14 protein-coding genes and 1 pseudogene are annotated in these 13,215 nt (G+C 35.5%); 3 read left to right on the forward strand and 12 right to left on the reverse strand.

The genetic code is table 11. The features are described from left to right. The first annotated feature begins 62 nt into the window (after window positions 1-62). Complete coding sequence (plsY, locus tag VB694_RS13900) at window positions 63-743, forward strand: glycerol-3-phosphate 1-O-acyltransferase PlsY (RefSeq protein ID WP_323360912.1); 681 nt, start codon at window positions 63-65, stop codon at window positions 741-743. Window positions 744-1,107: 364 nt separating this feature from the next. Here plsY and VB694_RS13905 read toward each other — a convergent pair whose 3' ends face one another. From VB694_RS13905 to crtR, 3 genes are all read right to left on the reverse strand, one after another. After that, entirely contained in the window at window positions 1,108-1,509 is a 402-nt protein-coding gene (locus VB694_RS13905; protein ID WP_323360913.1) for a PIN domain nuclease, read from the reverse strand. Further along, window positions 1,506-1,796, reverse strand: coding sequence for a hypothetical protein (locus VB694_RS13910; RefSeq protein ID WP_323360914.1), 291 nt, complete (start codon window positions 1,794-1,796; stop codon window positions 1,506-1,508). Before VB694_RS13910 ends, VB694_RS13905 begins: the two co-directional genes overlap by 4 nt. Before the next feature lie 237 nt (window positions 1,797-2,033). After that, window positions 2,034-2,924, reverse strand: a complete 891-nt coding sequence (gene crtR / locus VB694_RS13915; RefSeq protein ID WP_323360915.1) for a beta-carotene hydroxylase — start codon at window positions 2,922-2,924, stop codon at window positions 2,034-2,036. A 401-nt stretch (window positions 2,925-3,325) separates the two neighbouring features. On the opposite strand from crtR, the gene pyk reads away from it, so the two are divergent. Continuing rightward, on the forward strand, window positions 3,326-5,098 hold the full coding sequence (gene pyk / locus VB694_RS13920) for a pyruvate kinase (protein WP_323360916.1): 1,773 nt from the start codon (window positions 3,326-3,328) through the stop codon (window positions 5,096-5,098). A 280-nt stretch (window positions 5,099-5,378) separates the two neighbouring features. Continuing rightward, a pseudogene (locus VB694_RS13925) lies at window positions 5,379-5,666 on the forward strand (flagellar assembly protein H); the annotation flags it as partial. A 128-nt stretch (window positions 5,667-5,794) separates the two neighbouring features. Here the strand turns inward: VB694_RS13925 and VB694_RS13930 are convergent. The 9 genes from VB694_RS13930 to VB694_RS13970 form a co-directional block, all read right to left on the reverse strand. Then, window positions 5,795-6,262 carry a type II toxin-antitoxin system VapC family toxin gene (locus tag VB694_RS13930; RefSeq protein ID WP_323360917.1) on the reverse strand — a complete coding sequence of 156 codons (468 nt, stop codon included), beginning with the start codon at window positions 6,260-6,262 and terminating at the stop codon, window positions 5,795-5,797. Continuing rightward, complete coding sequence (locus VB694_RS13935; RefSeq protein WP_323360918.1) at window positions 6,259-6,657, reverse strand: hypothetical protein; 399 nt, start codon at window positions 6,655-6,657, stop codon at window positions 6,259-6,261. Before VB694_RS13935 ends, VB694_RS13930 begins: the two co-directional genes overlap by 4 nt. Before the next feature lie 65 nt (window positions 6,658-6,722). Next, entirely contained in the window at window positions 6,723-6,956 is a 234-nt protein-coding gene (locus VB694_RS13940; protein ID WP_323360919.1) for an AbrB/MazE/SpoVT family DNA-binding domain-containing protein, read from the reverse strand. A gap of 115 nt (window positions 6,957-7,071) precedes the next feature. After that, window positions 7,072-8,163 carry a glycosyltransferase family 1 protein gene (locus tag VB694_RS13945; protein ID WP_323360920.1) on the reverse strand — a complete coding sequence of 364 codons (1,092 nt, stop codon included), beginning with the start codon at window positions 8,161-8,163 and terminating at the stop codon, window positions 7,072-7,074. Between the two features lie 57 nt (window positions 8,164-8,220). Next, complete coding sequence (locus VB694_RS13950) at window positions 8,221-9,390, reverse strand: glycosyltransferase (RefSeq protein ID WP_323360921.1); 1,170 nt, start codon at window positions 9,388-9,390, stop codon at window positions 8,221-8,223. Between the two features lie 188 nt (window positions 9,391-9,578). Next, window positions 9,579-10,178, reverse strand: a complete 600-nt coding sequence (locus VB694_RS13955) for a Uma2 family endonuclease (protein ID WP_323360922.1) — start codon at window positions 10,176-10,178, stop codon at window positions 9,579-9,581. Between the two features lie 254 nt (window positions 10,179-10,432). Further along, window positions 10,433-11,200, reverse strand: coding sequence for a Uma2 family endonuclease (locus VB694_RS13960; RefSeq protein WP_323360923.1), 768 nt, complete (start codon window positions 11,198-11,200; stop codon window positions 10,433-10,435). Between the two features lie 398 nt (window positions 11,201-11,598). Continuing rightward, entirely contained in the window at window positions 11,599-12,354 is a 756-nt protein-coding gene (locus VB694_RS13965) for an ABC transporter ATP-binding protein (RefSeq protein ID WP_323360924.1), read from the reverse strand. Continuing rightward, window positions 12,355-13,176 (reverse strand): ABC transporter permease, encoded by an 822-nt coding sequence (locus VB694_RS13970; RefSeq protein ID WP_323360925.1) that lies wholly within the window; start codon window positions 13,174-13,176, stop codon window positions 12,355-12,357. Window positions 13,177-13,215: the final 39 nt, after the last annotated feature.

Consider the following 13,215-nt stretch of genomic DNA (forward strand, 5'->3'; position numbering starts at 1 on the left):
ACTCCTGACTCCTGAACTCCTGAACTCCTGAACTCCTGAACTTCTGAACTTCTAATAAAATTATGGCTATGTGGTTAACTTTGTGTGGGGTAGTGGTTTTATTAGCTTACCTATTGGGTTCTTTTCCCACTGGGTATATTGTCGGTAAGTTATTAAAAGGTATTGATATTCGAGAAGTTGGTTCTGGTTCAACTGGTGCAACAAATGTCCTGAGAACTTTGGGTAAGGGACCAGGTGCTTTTGTTTTATTGGTTGATTGTTTGAAGGGAGTTTTAGCAATAAATCTAGTTTATGTTTTATTCAATCTTGCTCCCAATTACAATTTCATACCGCCAAATTTAGATGTGCAACTATGGCAATCTTTGTTAGTAACTTTAGTTGGTTTAGCGGCAATTTTGGGACATAGTAAATCAATCTTTTTGGGTTTTACTGGTGGTAAGTCTGTGGCTACCAGTTTGGGTATTTTGTTCGCCATGTGTTGGCAGGTTGGTTTGGCTACTTTTGGTGTTTTTGCTTTGGTTTTCGCTATATCGAGAATTGTTTCTTTAAGTTCAATTTCTGGTGCTATTGCTGTTTCTATTTTGATGGTGGTTTTCCAGCAACCTTTAATATATATTCTATTTACTATTGCTGGGGGTTTATATGTAATTATTCGTCATCGCAGTAATATTGAAAGGTTGCTTGCAGGTACGGAACCAAAAATTGGGCAGAAGGTAGAAAATGAATCTGAACAAACTGCGTAAAATATAAATAACGGTTTTAAATTCAGCCTGGGAATTAATTCCCAGTCTAATAGTTAAAGTCGGCTGAAGCCGACTAGAAGATTTTTATTTTTATAATTCAATAAACGAAGCAATAAATAGGGTTTGCTGAGAAAGTCTTTCCGTGAGGGCAGGGAACAGGGAACAGGGAACAGGGAACAGTTTCAAGAGTTGGATGGGAGCGATTTTTCCTTTGAGTAGCAATTAAATGCAAGGTTTTTAAGTTTCCACCTCGTAAAAGCTTGCACTTTTTTTTACTTGAAAACGGCTTAAACCCTTTACCCGTAATCTTTTCATGTTTATTCAGCAAGCCCTAAATAAAATTTTTAGTAAGTCCTGGAAATTGTCATATAGTTGTTAAAACGCTAATTAAACCAAGATGATTAACAAATGGCAGAAAATCTTTATCAGTAAATAAAAGTGAGTGTTTATTTGAGATACAAAAAGTTGCAATAATTACATCTGCCGTTTTGCGGATAGTAATACCACGTTTGCGGAGAAATCTATAGTTATCAACACTTTTGAGAGCAATATCTAAACCTAACATCTCAAAAATCGTTAGAGAAGTCAGTAATTCTTTTGCTGTTTCATATCCTGTATCTGAGCGAAAACCTTGTAAAACTTCAGTCAAAATGAGATCACCAATAGCAATTGGTTCTACTCCCAAAAGTTCATCTAGCTTATTAGCTTCTGGCGTTTCTATACCATTAAAATAGTCTATCCATACACTTGAATCTACAATAATCATGAGTTTGTTCTCATTTCTTCAAGATTGTCTTCCCATTTAAGTTTTCCTCGATAGGCTTTAATTTTTTCTTGTTGCTTGAGAATCCTTAACTGATATATTTCATGTTTAAAATTACTCCAATAATTAAACTCTTCATGTTCTACACTTTCATGATGATATGCAGCTTTTTCAGTACATCCCCGCTCTACCAGTGTAAGTAAATTATTAACAACATTTGCAAAATTATGATCATTAGGCAAATTTTCGACAAGTATACGGTAGATTTTTTGTTCTAATTCAGTATCCATAAACTTTCTCTCAGTGCTAAATATTTACAAAGTAAAAATCGAAATCTTCTATTCAATTTAGCTGGAAACCAATGCTTTTTATTTGTTTCTAATATTTTACTTTGCCTAACTTCCGGTGCGCTCGAATCTTGACTTAATATATCTATTGTTAATAATACCAAATTGTTCAGAAAAATTAACTTGTAAGTTATTTTTATTGGTAGGTTAAACAGTCGTTAACCCACCGGAAAAATTTACCTATTCTTTGTGCTGATGAAATCGAATACCTATGAAAATATCATAGACAAACTCAAAGAAGTCCTTTTTCTGCAATAACCCGGAAGTTTGAGGACTACCCTTTTCATCTAACAGCGGCTTCATGAGATAGTAAGCAGGTTGGTAATTATACCAAGGAATAGAAGGCCACAAATGATGAATTAGGTGGTAATTCTGTCCCAAAATCAGGATATTGAGAACTTTACCAGGATATACGCGGGCATTTTTCCAGCGATTACGTTCTACAAAAGGACGATGGGGTAAATAATCAAAAAATAACCCTAATGCGATTCCCACTATAAACGCTGGAATAAACCAAAAATTGAGAATATAGCCCAAAAAGTTATATTGGATGGAAATGTAAAAAATAGAAACTACAATCAAACGGCTAATAAACCATTCTAGTAGCTCATATTTACGCCACAATTTCCGTTGAAAGAAAAATACTTCATGGTACAAAAACCGCACCGCTATCAACCACAATGGACCACCTGTAGAGACGTAATGATCTGGGTCGTCTTTAGGGTCATTAACATTACCATGATGTTGGAGATGTACCCGTGTAAATACTGGAAAAGCAAAAGCTAAAATCAGGGCGCTACCATGCCCTAACATAGCATTAATCACCCGGTTACGATGGGCGGACTGATGACAAGCATCATGAATAATTGTCCCAGAACAGTGCAAGGACAGAGTATTAATGCTAAAACATAGCCAATGCGGCCATTCCCAAACCCAATAACCAAAGTTAGATAATACCAACATTGTCACTACTGCAAAAAACAGCAACATTGTGGGATTAAAATCACCAGGAGGTGCTAAAAGTTCTTTGGGTGGGATTGTCAGTGGCTTTTTTGCCTCCGACGTGAGCATTATTCAATTAACTCCTTATTTGTGACACATTACGAATATATGATAAATCTTAGTAAAAAGTAAAGTTATGTAAATTTTTGTATAGTAAGATTTAACCGCAGTGTTGCTGACTAGGGGATGAATAGGTTGATTAACGGTTATGATTTCAAACTAGACGAGTGCTTTGATAAAAAAGCTCTCCCAGAATCAGGTATTACAGTTTACCATTCCGGTTAACACCGAAAAAAGTAACTTGAGGATATGTGTCTATAAAGTTACTAACTGAACTGTACGATATCAAATCTATACCGCAGCTACCTCTTTAACTGCTAGTGACATTGATATAGCAGTGGCTGAAAAGTAGAGGCTGCTTAATTTACCATTATTTCCCAGATAGATCCAAAAAATCCTGAAATCCGCCCATGACGCAATTAAGAGATTCTCTGCGCCGCACCAAAATTGTTGCTACTATTGGACCTGCTACCAGCAGTCCAGAAATGCTGAAAGCAATTATTGAAGCGGGTGCAACAACCCTGCGCTTAAATTTTTCCCACGGAACTCATGCTGACCATCAGCGTAGTATTCGTTTAATTCGACAAACTGCTTTTGAACTTAATAGACCAGTTGCTATTCTTCAAGATTTGCAAGGTCCAAAAATTCGCTTGGGTAGGTTTGAAAATGGGTTTATAATTTTGGCTAAGGGCGATCGCTTCACTTTGACAAATCGCCCAGTGGTAGGAACCCAGGAAATTAGCTGCGTTACCTACGATTATTTAGCAGAAGAAGTCCCCGTCGGTTCAAAAATTCTCCTCGATGACGGACGTGTAGAAATGGTAGTAGAGGAGATTAACCGCGATAAAGGTGATTTACATTGTCGCGTCACAGTACCTGGTAAACTTTCTAACAACAAAGGTGTTAACTTTCCGGGAGTTTACTTATCCATCAAAGCCATGACCGACAAAGACCGCGAGGATTTGATGTTTGGTCTAGACCAAGGTGTAGACTGGGTAGCACTTTCCTTTGTTCGCAACCCCCAGGATATTATCGAAATCAAAGAGCTAATTTCCAGCACAGGTAAAAACGTTCCTGTAGTTGCCAAAATTGAAAAACATGAAGCTATAGAACAAATGGAAGCGGTTCTATCTTTGTGTGACGGTGTAATGGTTGCTAGAGGTGATTTAGGGGTAGAATTACCAGCGGAAGATGTACCTGTACTGCAAAAACGTTTAATTGCTACAGCAAACCGTATGGGTATTCCCATCATCACCGCCACCCAAATGTTAGATAGCATGGTCAGCAACCCCCGTCCTACCCGTGCAGAAGTCTCCGATGTGGCTAACGCGATTTTAGACGGGACGGATGCGGTGATGCTTTCCAATGAAACTGCGGTTGGTAGTTTCCCGGTGGAAGCAGTAGCAACAATGGCGAGAATTGCTGAACGCATTGAACAGGAAGAAGCACAAAACCCCAACTCCCGGCTGTCCAGAGATAACAGACGTTCTATTCCTAATGCTATTAGTCAAGCGGTTGGTCAAATTGCTGAGAATTTAGGCGCAGCAGCAATTATGACTTTGACACAAACGGGAGCTACTGCTCGCAATGTTTCTAAATTCCGTCCTAAAACGCCAATTTTAGCGATTACACCTCACGTTAATGTGGCGCGACAGTTGCAGATGGTCTGGGGAGTAAAACCGCTGTTGGTGCTAGAATTACCTTCTACGGGTCAGACATTCCAAGCCGCTATCAATGTAGCTCAGGAAAAAAACCTCTTGACAGAGGGTGATTTGGTGGTGATGACTGCTGGTACACTTCAGGGTGTTTCGGGGTCAACAGATTTGATTAAAGTGGAAGTGGTGACAGCGGTACTAGGTCAAGGAATTGGTTTAGGACAAGGTTCGGTCAGTGGTCGTGCTAGGGTAGTGCGTACTGCTATGGATGCAAGTAATTTTAATCATGGTGATATTTTGGTGGCATCCAGTACAGGCGTTGATTTTGTTGAAGCAATTCGCAAAGCTGGCGGTATTATTACTGAAGATGAAAGTCTCACAAGTCACGCAGCGGTGATTGGGTTACGTCTTGGTGTACCTGTTATTGTGGGTGTGAAGGAAGCGACACAGGTAATTAAAGATGGGGCAATTTTGACTTTGGATATGCAGCGGGGTTTGGTTTACTCTGGTGCGGTGGGAACACCTTAAAGAATTGAGAATTAAGAATTAAGAATTAAGAATGATGGTGGTTTTTAGTTTTTAGTTTTTAATTTATTTTGTTTTGGAAGTTCCATTGTTAAATCTGACGATAGATCGAATGCTAAGTTGAGGATTCTGTTTTTATCGTCAGATTCATTTTAATAATTAAATAAACTGTCTAAATCAGGATGTCTAGGATTTGAGGATTTACAGAATTTAGATAATACTTAATAGAATTACTAGCAATTTGGGTGAAATAGATAAAACATAGCTAGTCCAAGAAAAAGTTTTAGAATTGGTAGATAAGATACTGGTGTACAAGTTTCCTTATTTAAGTAGTCAGGAGTTAGAAGCAATGTTTGGACTAGATGAATTGAAGCAAACACGATATTTTCAAGATGTGAAGGAAGAGGGTAAAGCGCAAGGTAAAGCGGAAGGTAAGTTAGAGATGATACCTTTGTTGTTACGTTTGGGTTTAAGTGTGGAGGCGATCGCATCTGAATTGAATTTAGATATAGAATTAATTAGATCGAGGATATCGGAGAATAATCAATCAATGGATGTTAGGGAAGATTAGGAATTTGATAGATACTCAACTTCTTTAATAGACATCTGGTGAAAAAGACTGTAGAGACTTTCCATGGAAGGTCTCTACAAGGGTTTCAAGTCACGCACATTTAATTCTCGGAGATGCCTAATAAGTTTTTAAAATTGAATATCCATCCAGTTTTTTGCTTCAGCAAAGCGACTTAAATGTTTGACATTGGTGGTTGCTATGACAATATAGCGACCGGCAAAATCTTCTTTAAGTTTTTGCCAATGACTACGGATAATAATATCAATATCTAAACTTTTGTTATCTGCTGTTGGTATTCCTTGACTGCGAGCAGAAGCCCAAAGTGTAGATGCTTCTTTGAGTAATTCCCAGTCTATAGGTAAAAATGAGATTATTTCTGGAAGTTTATCTAAATTCTCAATACTATTTAAGTGAGGTTTTCTCTGATATTCTAGTATTAGATTTCTTCTAACCTCAAAATCACAAATCTGAGAGGAGCAGATATACACACCTTTTGAAAGCAATTTGTAAAGCCATTCTCTACATTTACTTGGTTCACCAATTTTATTAGGATTGGCAATAATTCCTAGTACACTGGAGTCAATAAACACTATCATACTTCTGAATACAATTTTTGTCCTTGTGGTCTTTCAGCATCCATTCTTTTTTTGAAACTTTCAAATATTTCTTGTCTTTCCCTAGATTCTTCATCGGACATATTGTTATCTTGTTCCATAAGTTGTGCCAAAATTGCCATTGCTTTTTGATTTTTTTGTAGTTGTTCTTGTTGATTCCATGTTGATTGATGGGTGGCTAATGGGGTATCTTGATCTAGTTTTGATTGCAAAATTATTTTCAGATTTTGAGCATCTGATGATTCTAAGTCGATGGGATGAGGATATCCTTCTAAAATTAGTTGATAATTACTATGAATATTATTATTGGGAATTAGGGCAATAAATCGGGCAATGTTGATAATTTTACCGCTTGGAAGTTCTATGGAGGTATTCATAGGTTTCTCCTTTAATAGTCACTATAAATCAATTTTAACATTTTCCATTGCATAAAGGTAAAGATTTAAACTTGGCCTTGTCGGGTTAGTGCCATGATTTCATTAGTTGTCATTTTGACTGTAGCTTTACCCCGCATCATTTCTATTAGAGTTTTACCAGGGGTGGGTTTCACTTTGGTTTTCTTTAAGTAAACTGCGTCTCCGATTACTTCAAATTCTACTTCTGTGTTAGATGTTAGTCCTAATCGTTCTCGTATTTCTACGGGAATAGTTACTTGTCCTTTGGATGTAATTTTCATATTTTTATTGTTAGGTAAGAATTTTCTTACTTTTAGTATTACATATTTGAGTTTTGAAGTAAATTTCTTTTTTATCCATTGTCGAATTTTCTTCTGTTTAGGATCTTAAATTCTCTTAAAGATAGTTTTTTAAAACTTCAACTGTAGCCATTCCGGTTTTGTCCCAACTAAATTGATTTGCTCTATTTATACCTTGTTGAGAAAGTTGTTTTCTGGTTTCTTCATCATTAATAAGATTTTGCATTGCTGATGTAATTTCTTCTGAATTATAGGGATTAATTAAAATAGCAGCATCTCCCGTAACTTCTGGAAGTGAAGAAAGATTAGAAGTAATTACTGGTGTACCACAAGCCATTGCTTCTAAGACTGGTAAACCAAAACCTTCCCATAAACTGGGGAAAACTAACGCAAGTGCTTGGTTTATGATTATTGGTAATTCTTCATAAGGTACATAGTTGAGAAATTTGACTAAATGATTTATTCCTAATGTTTCAACTTGCGTTTCTAATAATGGGGTGTAACGTTTATCCGTGGGTCCAACTAACCACAGTTCATAGTCATTTCTATTAGGTAGTGCGGAAAATGCAGTGATAAGACGTTGCAGGTTTTTGTAGGGATGTTGACGGCCGATATATAGGAAATAGTTTTTAGTAGGAAGGTTAAGAAATTGAAAATGTGAGCGATCGCACGCTAAAGGAATAGATGTGATTTTATTACTTGGGATTTGGTAAAATTCGGTGATATCGTTAGCTGTTGCTTGGGAAATAGAGATAATATGTTGTGCTTGATTCAGCACTTCGGGAATATAATAACGGTGATACAGTGTTAGGGGTGAGAGTTTGGGGAATCGTAAAGGTATCAAGTCAAGAACTGTGACGATAAAGCGACAGTTAGTATAAAGAGGTGCTTCTGGTATGGGGGAGAATAGAAGTTGAGATTTGAGGTTTTGATAGATTTTGGGTAGTTGAGATTGTGTCCAAATTAGACGGTTTAAATGTCCTTTAATTCCGTGTGCAGGTGTAAGATTAGTAGGGATGGGGTAGCAGTTGAAATCTGGGTAATTTTGTGCTGCTAATAGGGTAGGTTGGAGGGTTTTCAGGTAGGGAATGAGGTTTAAAGCGTAGTTGCTAATGCCGGTTGGTTGGGAGAAAATAATGGATAGGTTGATGATTAATTGATTTTCTAAAGGATGATAAAATTTATTCATTTAAGGATGGATGATGAAAAAAATAAATTATACTCACAATATGCCATTTTTGGTTTATTAGATGAAATCTAAAACTTTCATTAGCTCAGTAAATCTATTTTCCCAAGTATTAGCTTGAGCAAATTTTACCAGTAATTCTCTATTAATAACATCTGGTTCGGCAACTATCTGTTTTATATATTCAATAAATTCATGATTGTCTTTTGCTAAAAAAGCAGGAGAATCTAGATCCTCTAACTCACTCCAAGTAGTTGATACAACAGGTAAGCCAGTAGCCATGTATTCATATAATTTAATAGGATTAACTGATTCTATTAATTTTGTTCTTAAGAAAGGAATTATTCCAATTTGAGATTTTTGAAGATACATTTGTAGTATTGAATGAGGTTTATAACCCAGAAAATAAATGTTGGACAAGTCTTTCAATTTATCTATAGAAATTTCTACAGGTCCTATAATTACAAAAGAAAAATTTGGCAGAGATTTAGCTGCCTCATATAACAAATCTAAATCAAACCACTCAGAGATAACTCCTATATAAGTAATTCTAGGTTGGGGAATAGATTGAAATTCTGGAGTCAAGTCTAAACTCTGATCTGTAATTTGATTAAACTGATCAAAACTAACTCCATTTCTTAATAAAAATAATTTTTCATTAATTGAAAATTTAGATTTAATTTGTTTTAAAAGTGGAGTAGAAGTTACAGTAACAACATCAGCTTTTTGGATAAGTTTTTCGTGATTATATTTTAAACTTTTAGGTATGCGTGAAAATTCAAACAAATCATCTTCTATGCTATAAACTAGCTTTTTATATTTCAGCTTTTCTATCATTCCATAAAACTTTGGATTATTAATCCAAATTAAGTCAACATCTTTATTATTTCCTAAAAAGCTATTGATATTTTTATGGAATAGGTAACTTAATGATTGTACATGAAGGTCACTACACACTTTTAAATTAAATGGGAAAGTATTAACAACTGGTAGGAAAGTGAAAGGTATAAGACTCGCAAAATTTTGATGGTTGTTAATTTTGGAAAAAGAACGAATAATTTTAGTGAAGTTAGTTTTAATTCCATCAAGTTTCAACAAGTGAAATGGAGAAACCGCATCTGATACATATAAAACTCTAAAATTTTTATTAATTAGATATTCTGCAAAATGGTGAGACGTAACTTTTGCGTAACCGTCATAAATATTAAATGTCAAAATGATGCTCTTCATACTACTCCTATTCATGGTTCTGACAAATTAACAAGGTAATTATTTATTAGTTCATCTATTTTCTTAGCTCTTTGTAACCATGTATTTGACTAGCACTATTGTCTAAAATATGCAAATAATTAGGATCATCTTTTAGCTTGATAGCTTTCTCAACTTTTAGTATAAAATCGTTGGATAAAACATTGTACCTAATCTTCACTTTGAGTAAAATCAATGTACTGATAAAGTTGTTTTAAACTTATCTCAAAATCCACAGATTCCAACTTTAAAATTTCTGACTCTCCTCGATAATCAGTTAATACCCATTTACCTTGTTCATTTTTCACAAACTGTTTAATATAATATTCAGTTTGGGAAACTAAAACATATTCTTGAAAACTGGGAATTGTTCTATAAGCATCAAATTTATCCCCTTGATCATAGTTAGCTGTAGATTTTGATAAGACTTCAATGATAACAAGCGGATTAGTAATAATAGTTTGATTTTTACCTTGATAAATAGCTCTATCTTTTACTACCATCACATCAGGATAAGTATAGCGATTAGATGTTTCAATCCACAAATTCACATCTCCTATATATATTTCATAACCTTGTTCTTCTAAAATTGCTAAAAGTTTAGCTGCTATTTTCAAAGCTAATTTATTATGATTTGTTGTTCCTCCAGTCATCGCAATAATTTCTCCATTCAGGTATTCATGTTTGATTTCCGATTGATTTTCTAATTCCAAATATTCTTCTGGAGTATAATAGGTTTTTTCCGTTAACATAGGAGTGTTTAGAGTCATATTTTTCTCCTTTATTTAGTTACTGTATATTATAACTTGTTATTATCTATGAGTTTTTCACGGTTCATTCTTTAGCACCACCACAGGCTACTGTTAAAATATTCAGGCAGTTGATCTTAAAGGAAGTACACAACTAATTGATATGGTGCGTCAGATATTACAAATCAGATTATTTACAAGATTTATCTTCTCTGACACACCCTAAAACTATCAGATTTGTCTTTCTAGACAGGTTATTTTCCCTGAATAATTTACTACAAACTATCAGGATCAATATTTAACTCTCTTAATTTTTGTGCTAATATCGACATTTTAGTTTCTGCTTGTTCTAGTTTAGCTTTTGCTTGATTAGCTCTTTTCTGTTCAGCCTCAGCTTTTTGATTAGCAATTTCAGCTTTTTGATTAGCAATTTCAGCTTTTTTAATTTCTTGTAAATTCGCTTCTTCTGGTGTAGGTACTAATCTTCCTTCAACCGTAAAATATCTTAACCTACCTTCCAACACTCCCAGATATAAACCTAACTCCTGACTCCAATACCAATCATTTTCTGATGCGGGAATAGGTTTATATTCACTGTCTGTTAATCGCCATCCCACCAATTCTAACGTATTGGGCGAAAACCAAAAATACTCAGGAGTGCGGAATTGATTTTGATACAACTGTTTTTTTAATCCCTTGTCTACTTTGGCTGTAGAATCAGAAAGTAATTCAATGATTACATTGGGATATTTACCGTCTTCTTCCCATGTTACCCAAGACAAACGCGGACGTTTTTCCGTATCTTTGACTAGAAAAAAGTCTGGTCCTCTAAAGTCTCGATTTTTTAACTGTTGTCGGCTATAGTAGATACTGAGATTTGCACCTATAAAGAAATCTTCTCGATCACGCCATAACCATTCTAAACAAGTTACTAATATTAATAGTTGTGTATAATGTAATGAGCTTTCCATTTCTGGTTCGTCGCTAAGTAGTTCGGTGCAATCTGGCATTAATGCTTCTATTTCTTTTGCTGTTAAGGCCATATATTTTTTGTGGATAAATTACTATCTTTAGTTAATTATAAACTATGAGAATAGCAGGAAACCACGCTATTTGAGAATTGATGTGTAATTTGATGTATAACTCCTGAATAATTTACTACAAATTAACAGTATCAACGCTTACAGCAGGAGTCAGGAGTCAGGAGTCAGGAGTCAGGAGTAAAACTATCTTGGTGTACAGGTTTCAATTTAGATTCTGTACCTCATTGATCTGCAATCTGCTGTATAACTCTCTTATTAATTGTATGGGTTAACTATTAACGTAAGTTGCTAGTTATGCAAAAAGTCTTTTAAATGGAAGTGAAAACGAGAAATAGACAGCAAAAAACAAGGTAAGATTATCATAATTAATTCTTTCTACTGACTCCTGACTCCTATTCCTAACTAGCAACTATTTCCGATTCTTTAACACTTTGCAAATAATAATCTACAACTTCCTGTGAATCACCTGCAAATTTAATATTTCCTTGACTTAAATAAATCACCTTTTTACAGGATGTACTAATAAACTGTAAATCATGAGAAACCACCAAAACAGTTGTTTCCCCATTCCAAAAATCATCAATCCTCTGCTGACACTTATGCTTAAACCTCTCATCCCCCACAGATAAAACCTCATCCAAAATTAAAATATCCGGCTGCACATCCGTAGCAATAGAAAACCCCAAACGCGCCACCATACCCGAAGATAAACCCTTAACTGGAACTAAAGCATAATCCTCCAACTCTGCAAACTCCAAAATAGACCGCGCTCTTTCCTTCATTTCTGCTCTAGAAAAACCCAGCAATACACCATAAAGCAGTATATTGTCCATCACAGAAATGTCAGGGTCAAAACCTGCTCCTAGTTCAATTAAAGGGGCAACCTGACCACCTACTCTGACTGTTCCAGTTGTAGGTTGTAAAATACCAGAAATTATTTTTAACAGTGTGGATTTACCAGATCCATTAGCACCTATTATACCTATTTTTTCACCTTTTTCAACTACTAAATTAATATTATCTAATACTAATTTTTTGGCAGGATGACGATATTTACCTTCTACAATAGAAAGTAAAGTTCTCTTCAAATCGTAAGAAAACTCCTCTTGTGTACGTCGCCACAAAGAAACTTTATCCAGCCGAATAACTTCCATTTACAATAAATCCATAAACTGATGTCGCCACAGATGAAAACAAGTCCATCCCAACGACAAAATAATTATGCCACTCAGTAAAGCAGCACCAATTAAACCTAAATCTGGAGGCGAACCTGATAATGTAATCTGACGCAGACTTTCAATAATTGGTAAGAGAGGATTTAAACTCAGAAATGGTTTAACTTGCGGTGGTACGATCGCTGCTGGATAAAATACCGGACTACTGATCCAAATCACAAAGCTAACCAACTCATAAAAGTAAGGTAAATCTCTAAAAAAAACATACAAAGCACTTACCAAAAATCCGACTCCAGTGCAAACAAAAATTAATGCCAGAAATGGAAATACCAATGCTAGTACATTTACTAGACTTTGGGAATTAAATAAAGTCATCAATGCCAGTAATGGAAATGCCCCCACGGAAAATTGAAATACATTAGCTGCTACCATAGACACAGGAAAAACACTGACAGGCAGCCGAATCTTATTTAATAATGCCCCATTATACACCACACTCACCAAAGCTTGAGATGTGGAAGCTGAGAAAAAATTTATTACTACCAGTCCTGTAAACGCCGCCAATACGTAGTTGAGAACTGAGTTACCATAATAGGATGAAAAGGTAGCTCCAAAAATTGCGGTGTATAAACCAGTCATGATCAATGGGTTCAATAGGGACCAATAAACACCCAGAAAAGAACCCCGATAACGCACTTTGAGAGTCCGCACTACCAAAACGTGCAGCAGTTCCCAATAACGCTGCACCTGCAACCGAGTTAAATTGTCTTTGATTAAATTTTCTTTGATAGATAGGGTCATTCTCCACAAGCACCGCAGGGCATAACCAAGTTACCACGG

This window comes from Anabaena sp. UHCC 0451 (genome assembly GCF_034931405.1).
GTDB lineage: Bacteria > Cyanobacteriota > Cyanobacteriia > Cyanobacteriales > Nostocaceae > RDYJ01.

Excerpts from the sequence above, each read along its gene's own strand:
- VB694_RS13965 (WP_323360924.1), bottom strand. The coding sequence starts at position 12,354 with ATGGAAGTTATTCGGCTGGATAAAGTTTCTTTGTGGCGACGTACACAA.
- crtR (WP_323360915.1), bottom strand. The coding sequence starts at position 2,924 with ATGCTCACGTCGGAGGCAAAAAAGCCACTGACAATCCCACCCAAAGAA.
- VB694_RS13930 (WP_323360917.1), bottom strand. The coding sequence starts at position 6,262 with ATGATAGTGTTTATTGACTCCAGTGTACTAGGAATTATTGCCAATCCT.
- VB694_RS13960 (WP_323360923.1), bottom strand. The coding sequence starts at position 11,200 with ATGGCCTTAACAGCAAAAGAAATAGAAGCATTAATGCCAGATTGCACC.
- VB694_RS13955 (WP_323360922.1), bottom strand. The coding sequence starts at position 10,178 with ATGACTCTAAACACTCCTATGTTAACGGAAAAAACCTATTATACTCCA.
- VB694_RS13970 (WP_323360925.1), bottom strand. The coding sequence starts at position 13,176 with ATGACCCTATCTATCAAAGAAAATTTAATCAAAGACAATTTAACTCGG.
- plsY (WP_323360912.1), top strand. The coding sequence starts at position 63 with ATGGCTATGTGGTTAACTTTGTGTGGGGTAGTGGTTTTATTAGCTTAC.
- VB694_RS13945 (WP_323360920.1), bottom strand. The coding sequence starts at position 8,163 with ATGAATAAATTTTATCATCCTTTAGAAAATCAATTAATCATCAACCTA.
- VB694_RS13935 (WP_323360918.1), bottom strand. The coding sequence starts at position 6,657 with ATGAATACCTCCATAGAACTTCCAAGCGGTAAAATTATCAACATTGCC.
- VB694_RS13950 (WP_323360921.1), bottom strand. The coding sequence starts at position 9,390 with ATGAAGAGCATCATTTTGACATTTAATATTTATGACGGTTACGCAAAA.
- pyk (WP_323360916.1), top strand. The coding sequence starts at position 3,326 with ATGACGCAATTAAGAGATTCTCTGCGCCGCACCAAAATTGTTGCTACT.
- VB694_RS13940 (WP_323360919.1), bottom strand. The coding sequence starts at position 6,956 with ATGAAAATTACATCCAAAGGACAAGTAACTATTCCCGTAGAAATACGA.
- VB694_RS13905 (WP_323360913.1), bottom strand. The coding sequence starts at position 1,509 with ATGATTATTGTAGATTCAAGTGTATGGATAGACTATTTTAATGGTATA.
- VB694_RS13910 (WP_323360914.1), bottom strand. The coding sequence starts at position 1,796 with ATGGATACTGAATTAGAACAAAAAATCTACCGTATACTTGTCGAAAAT.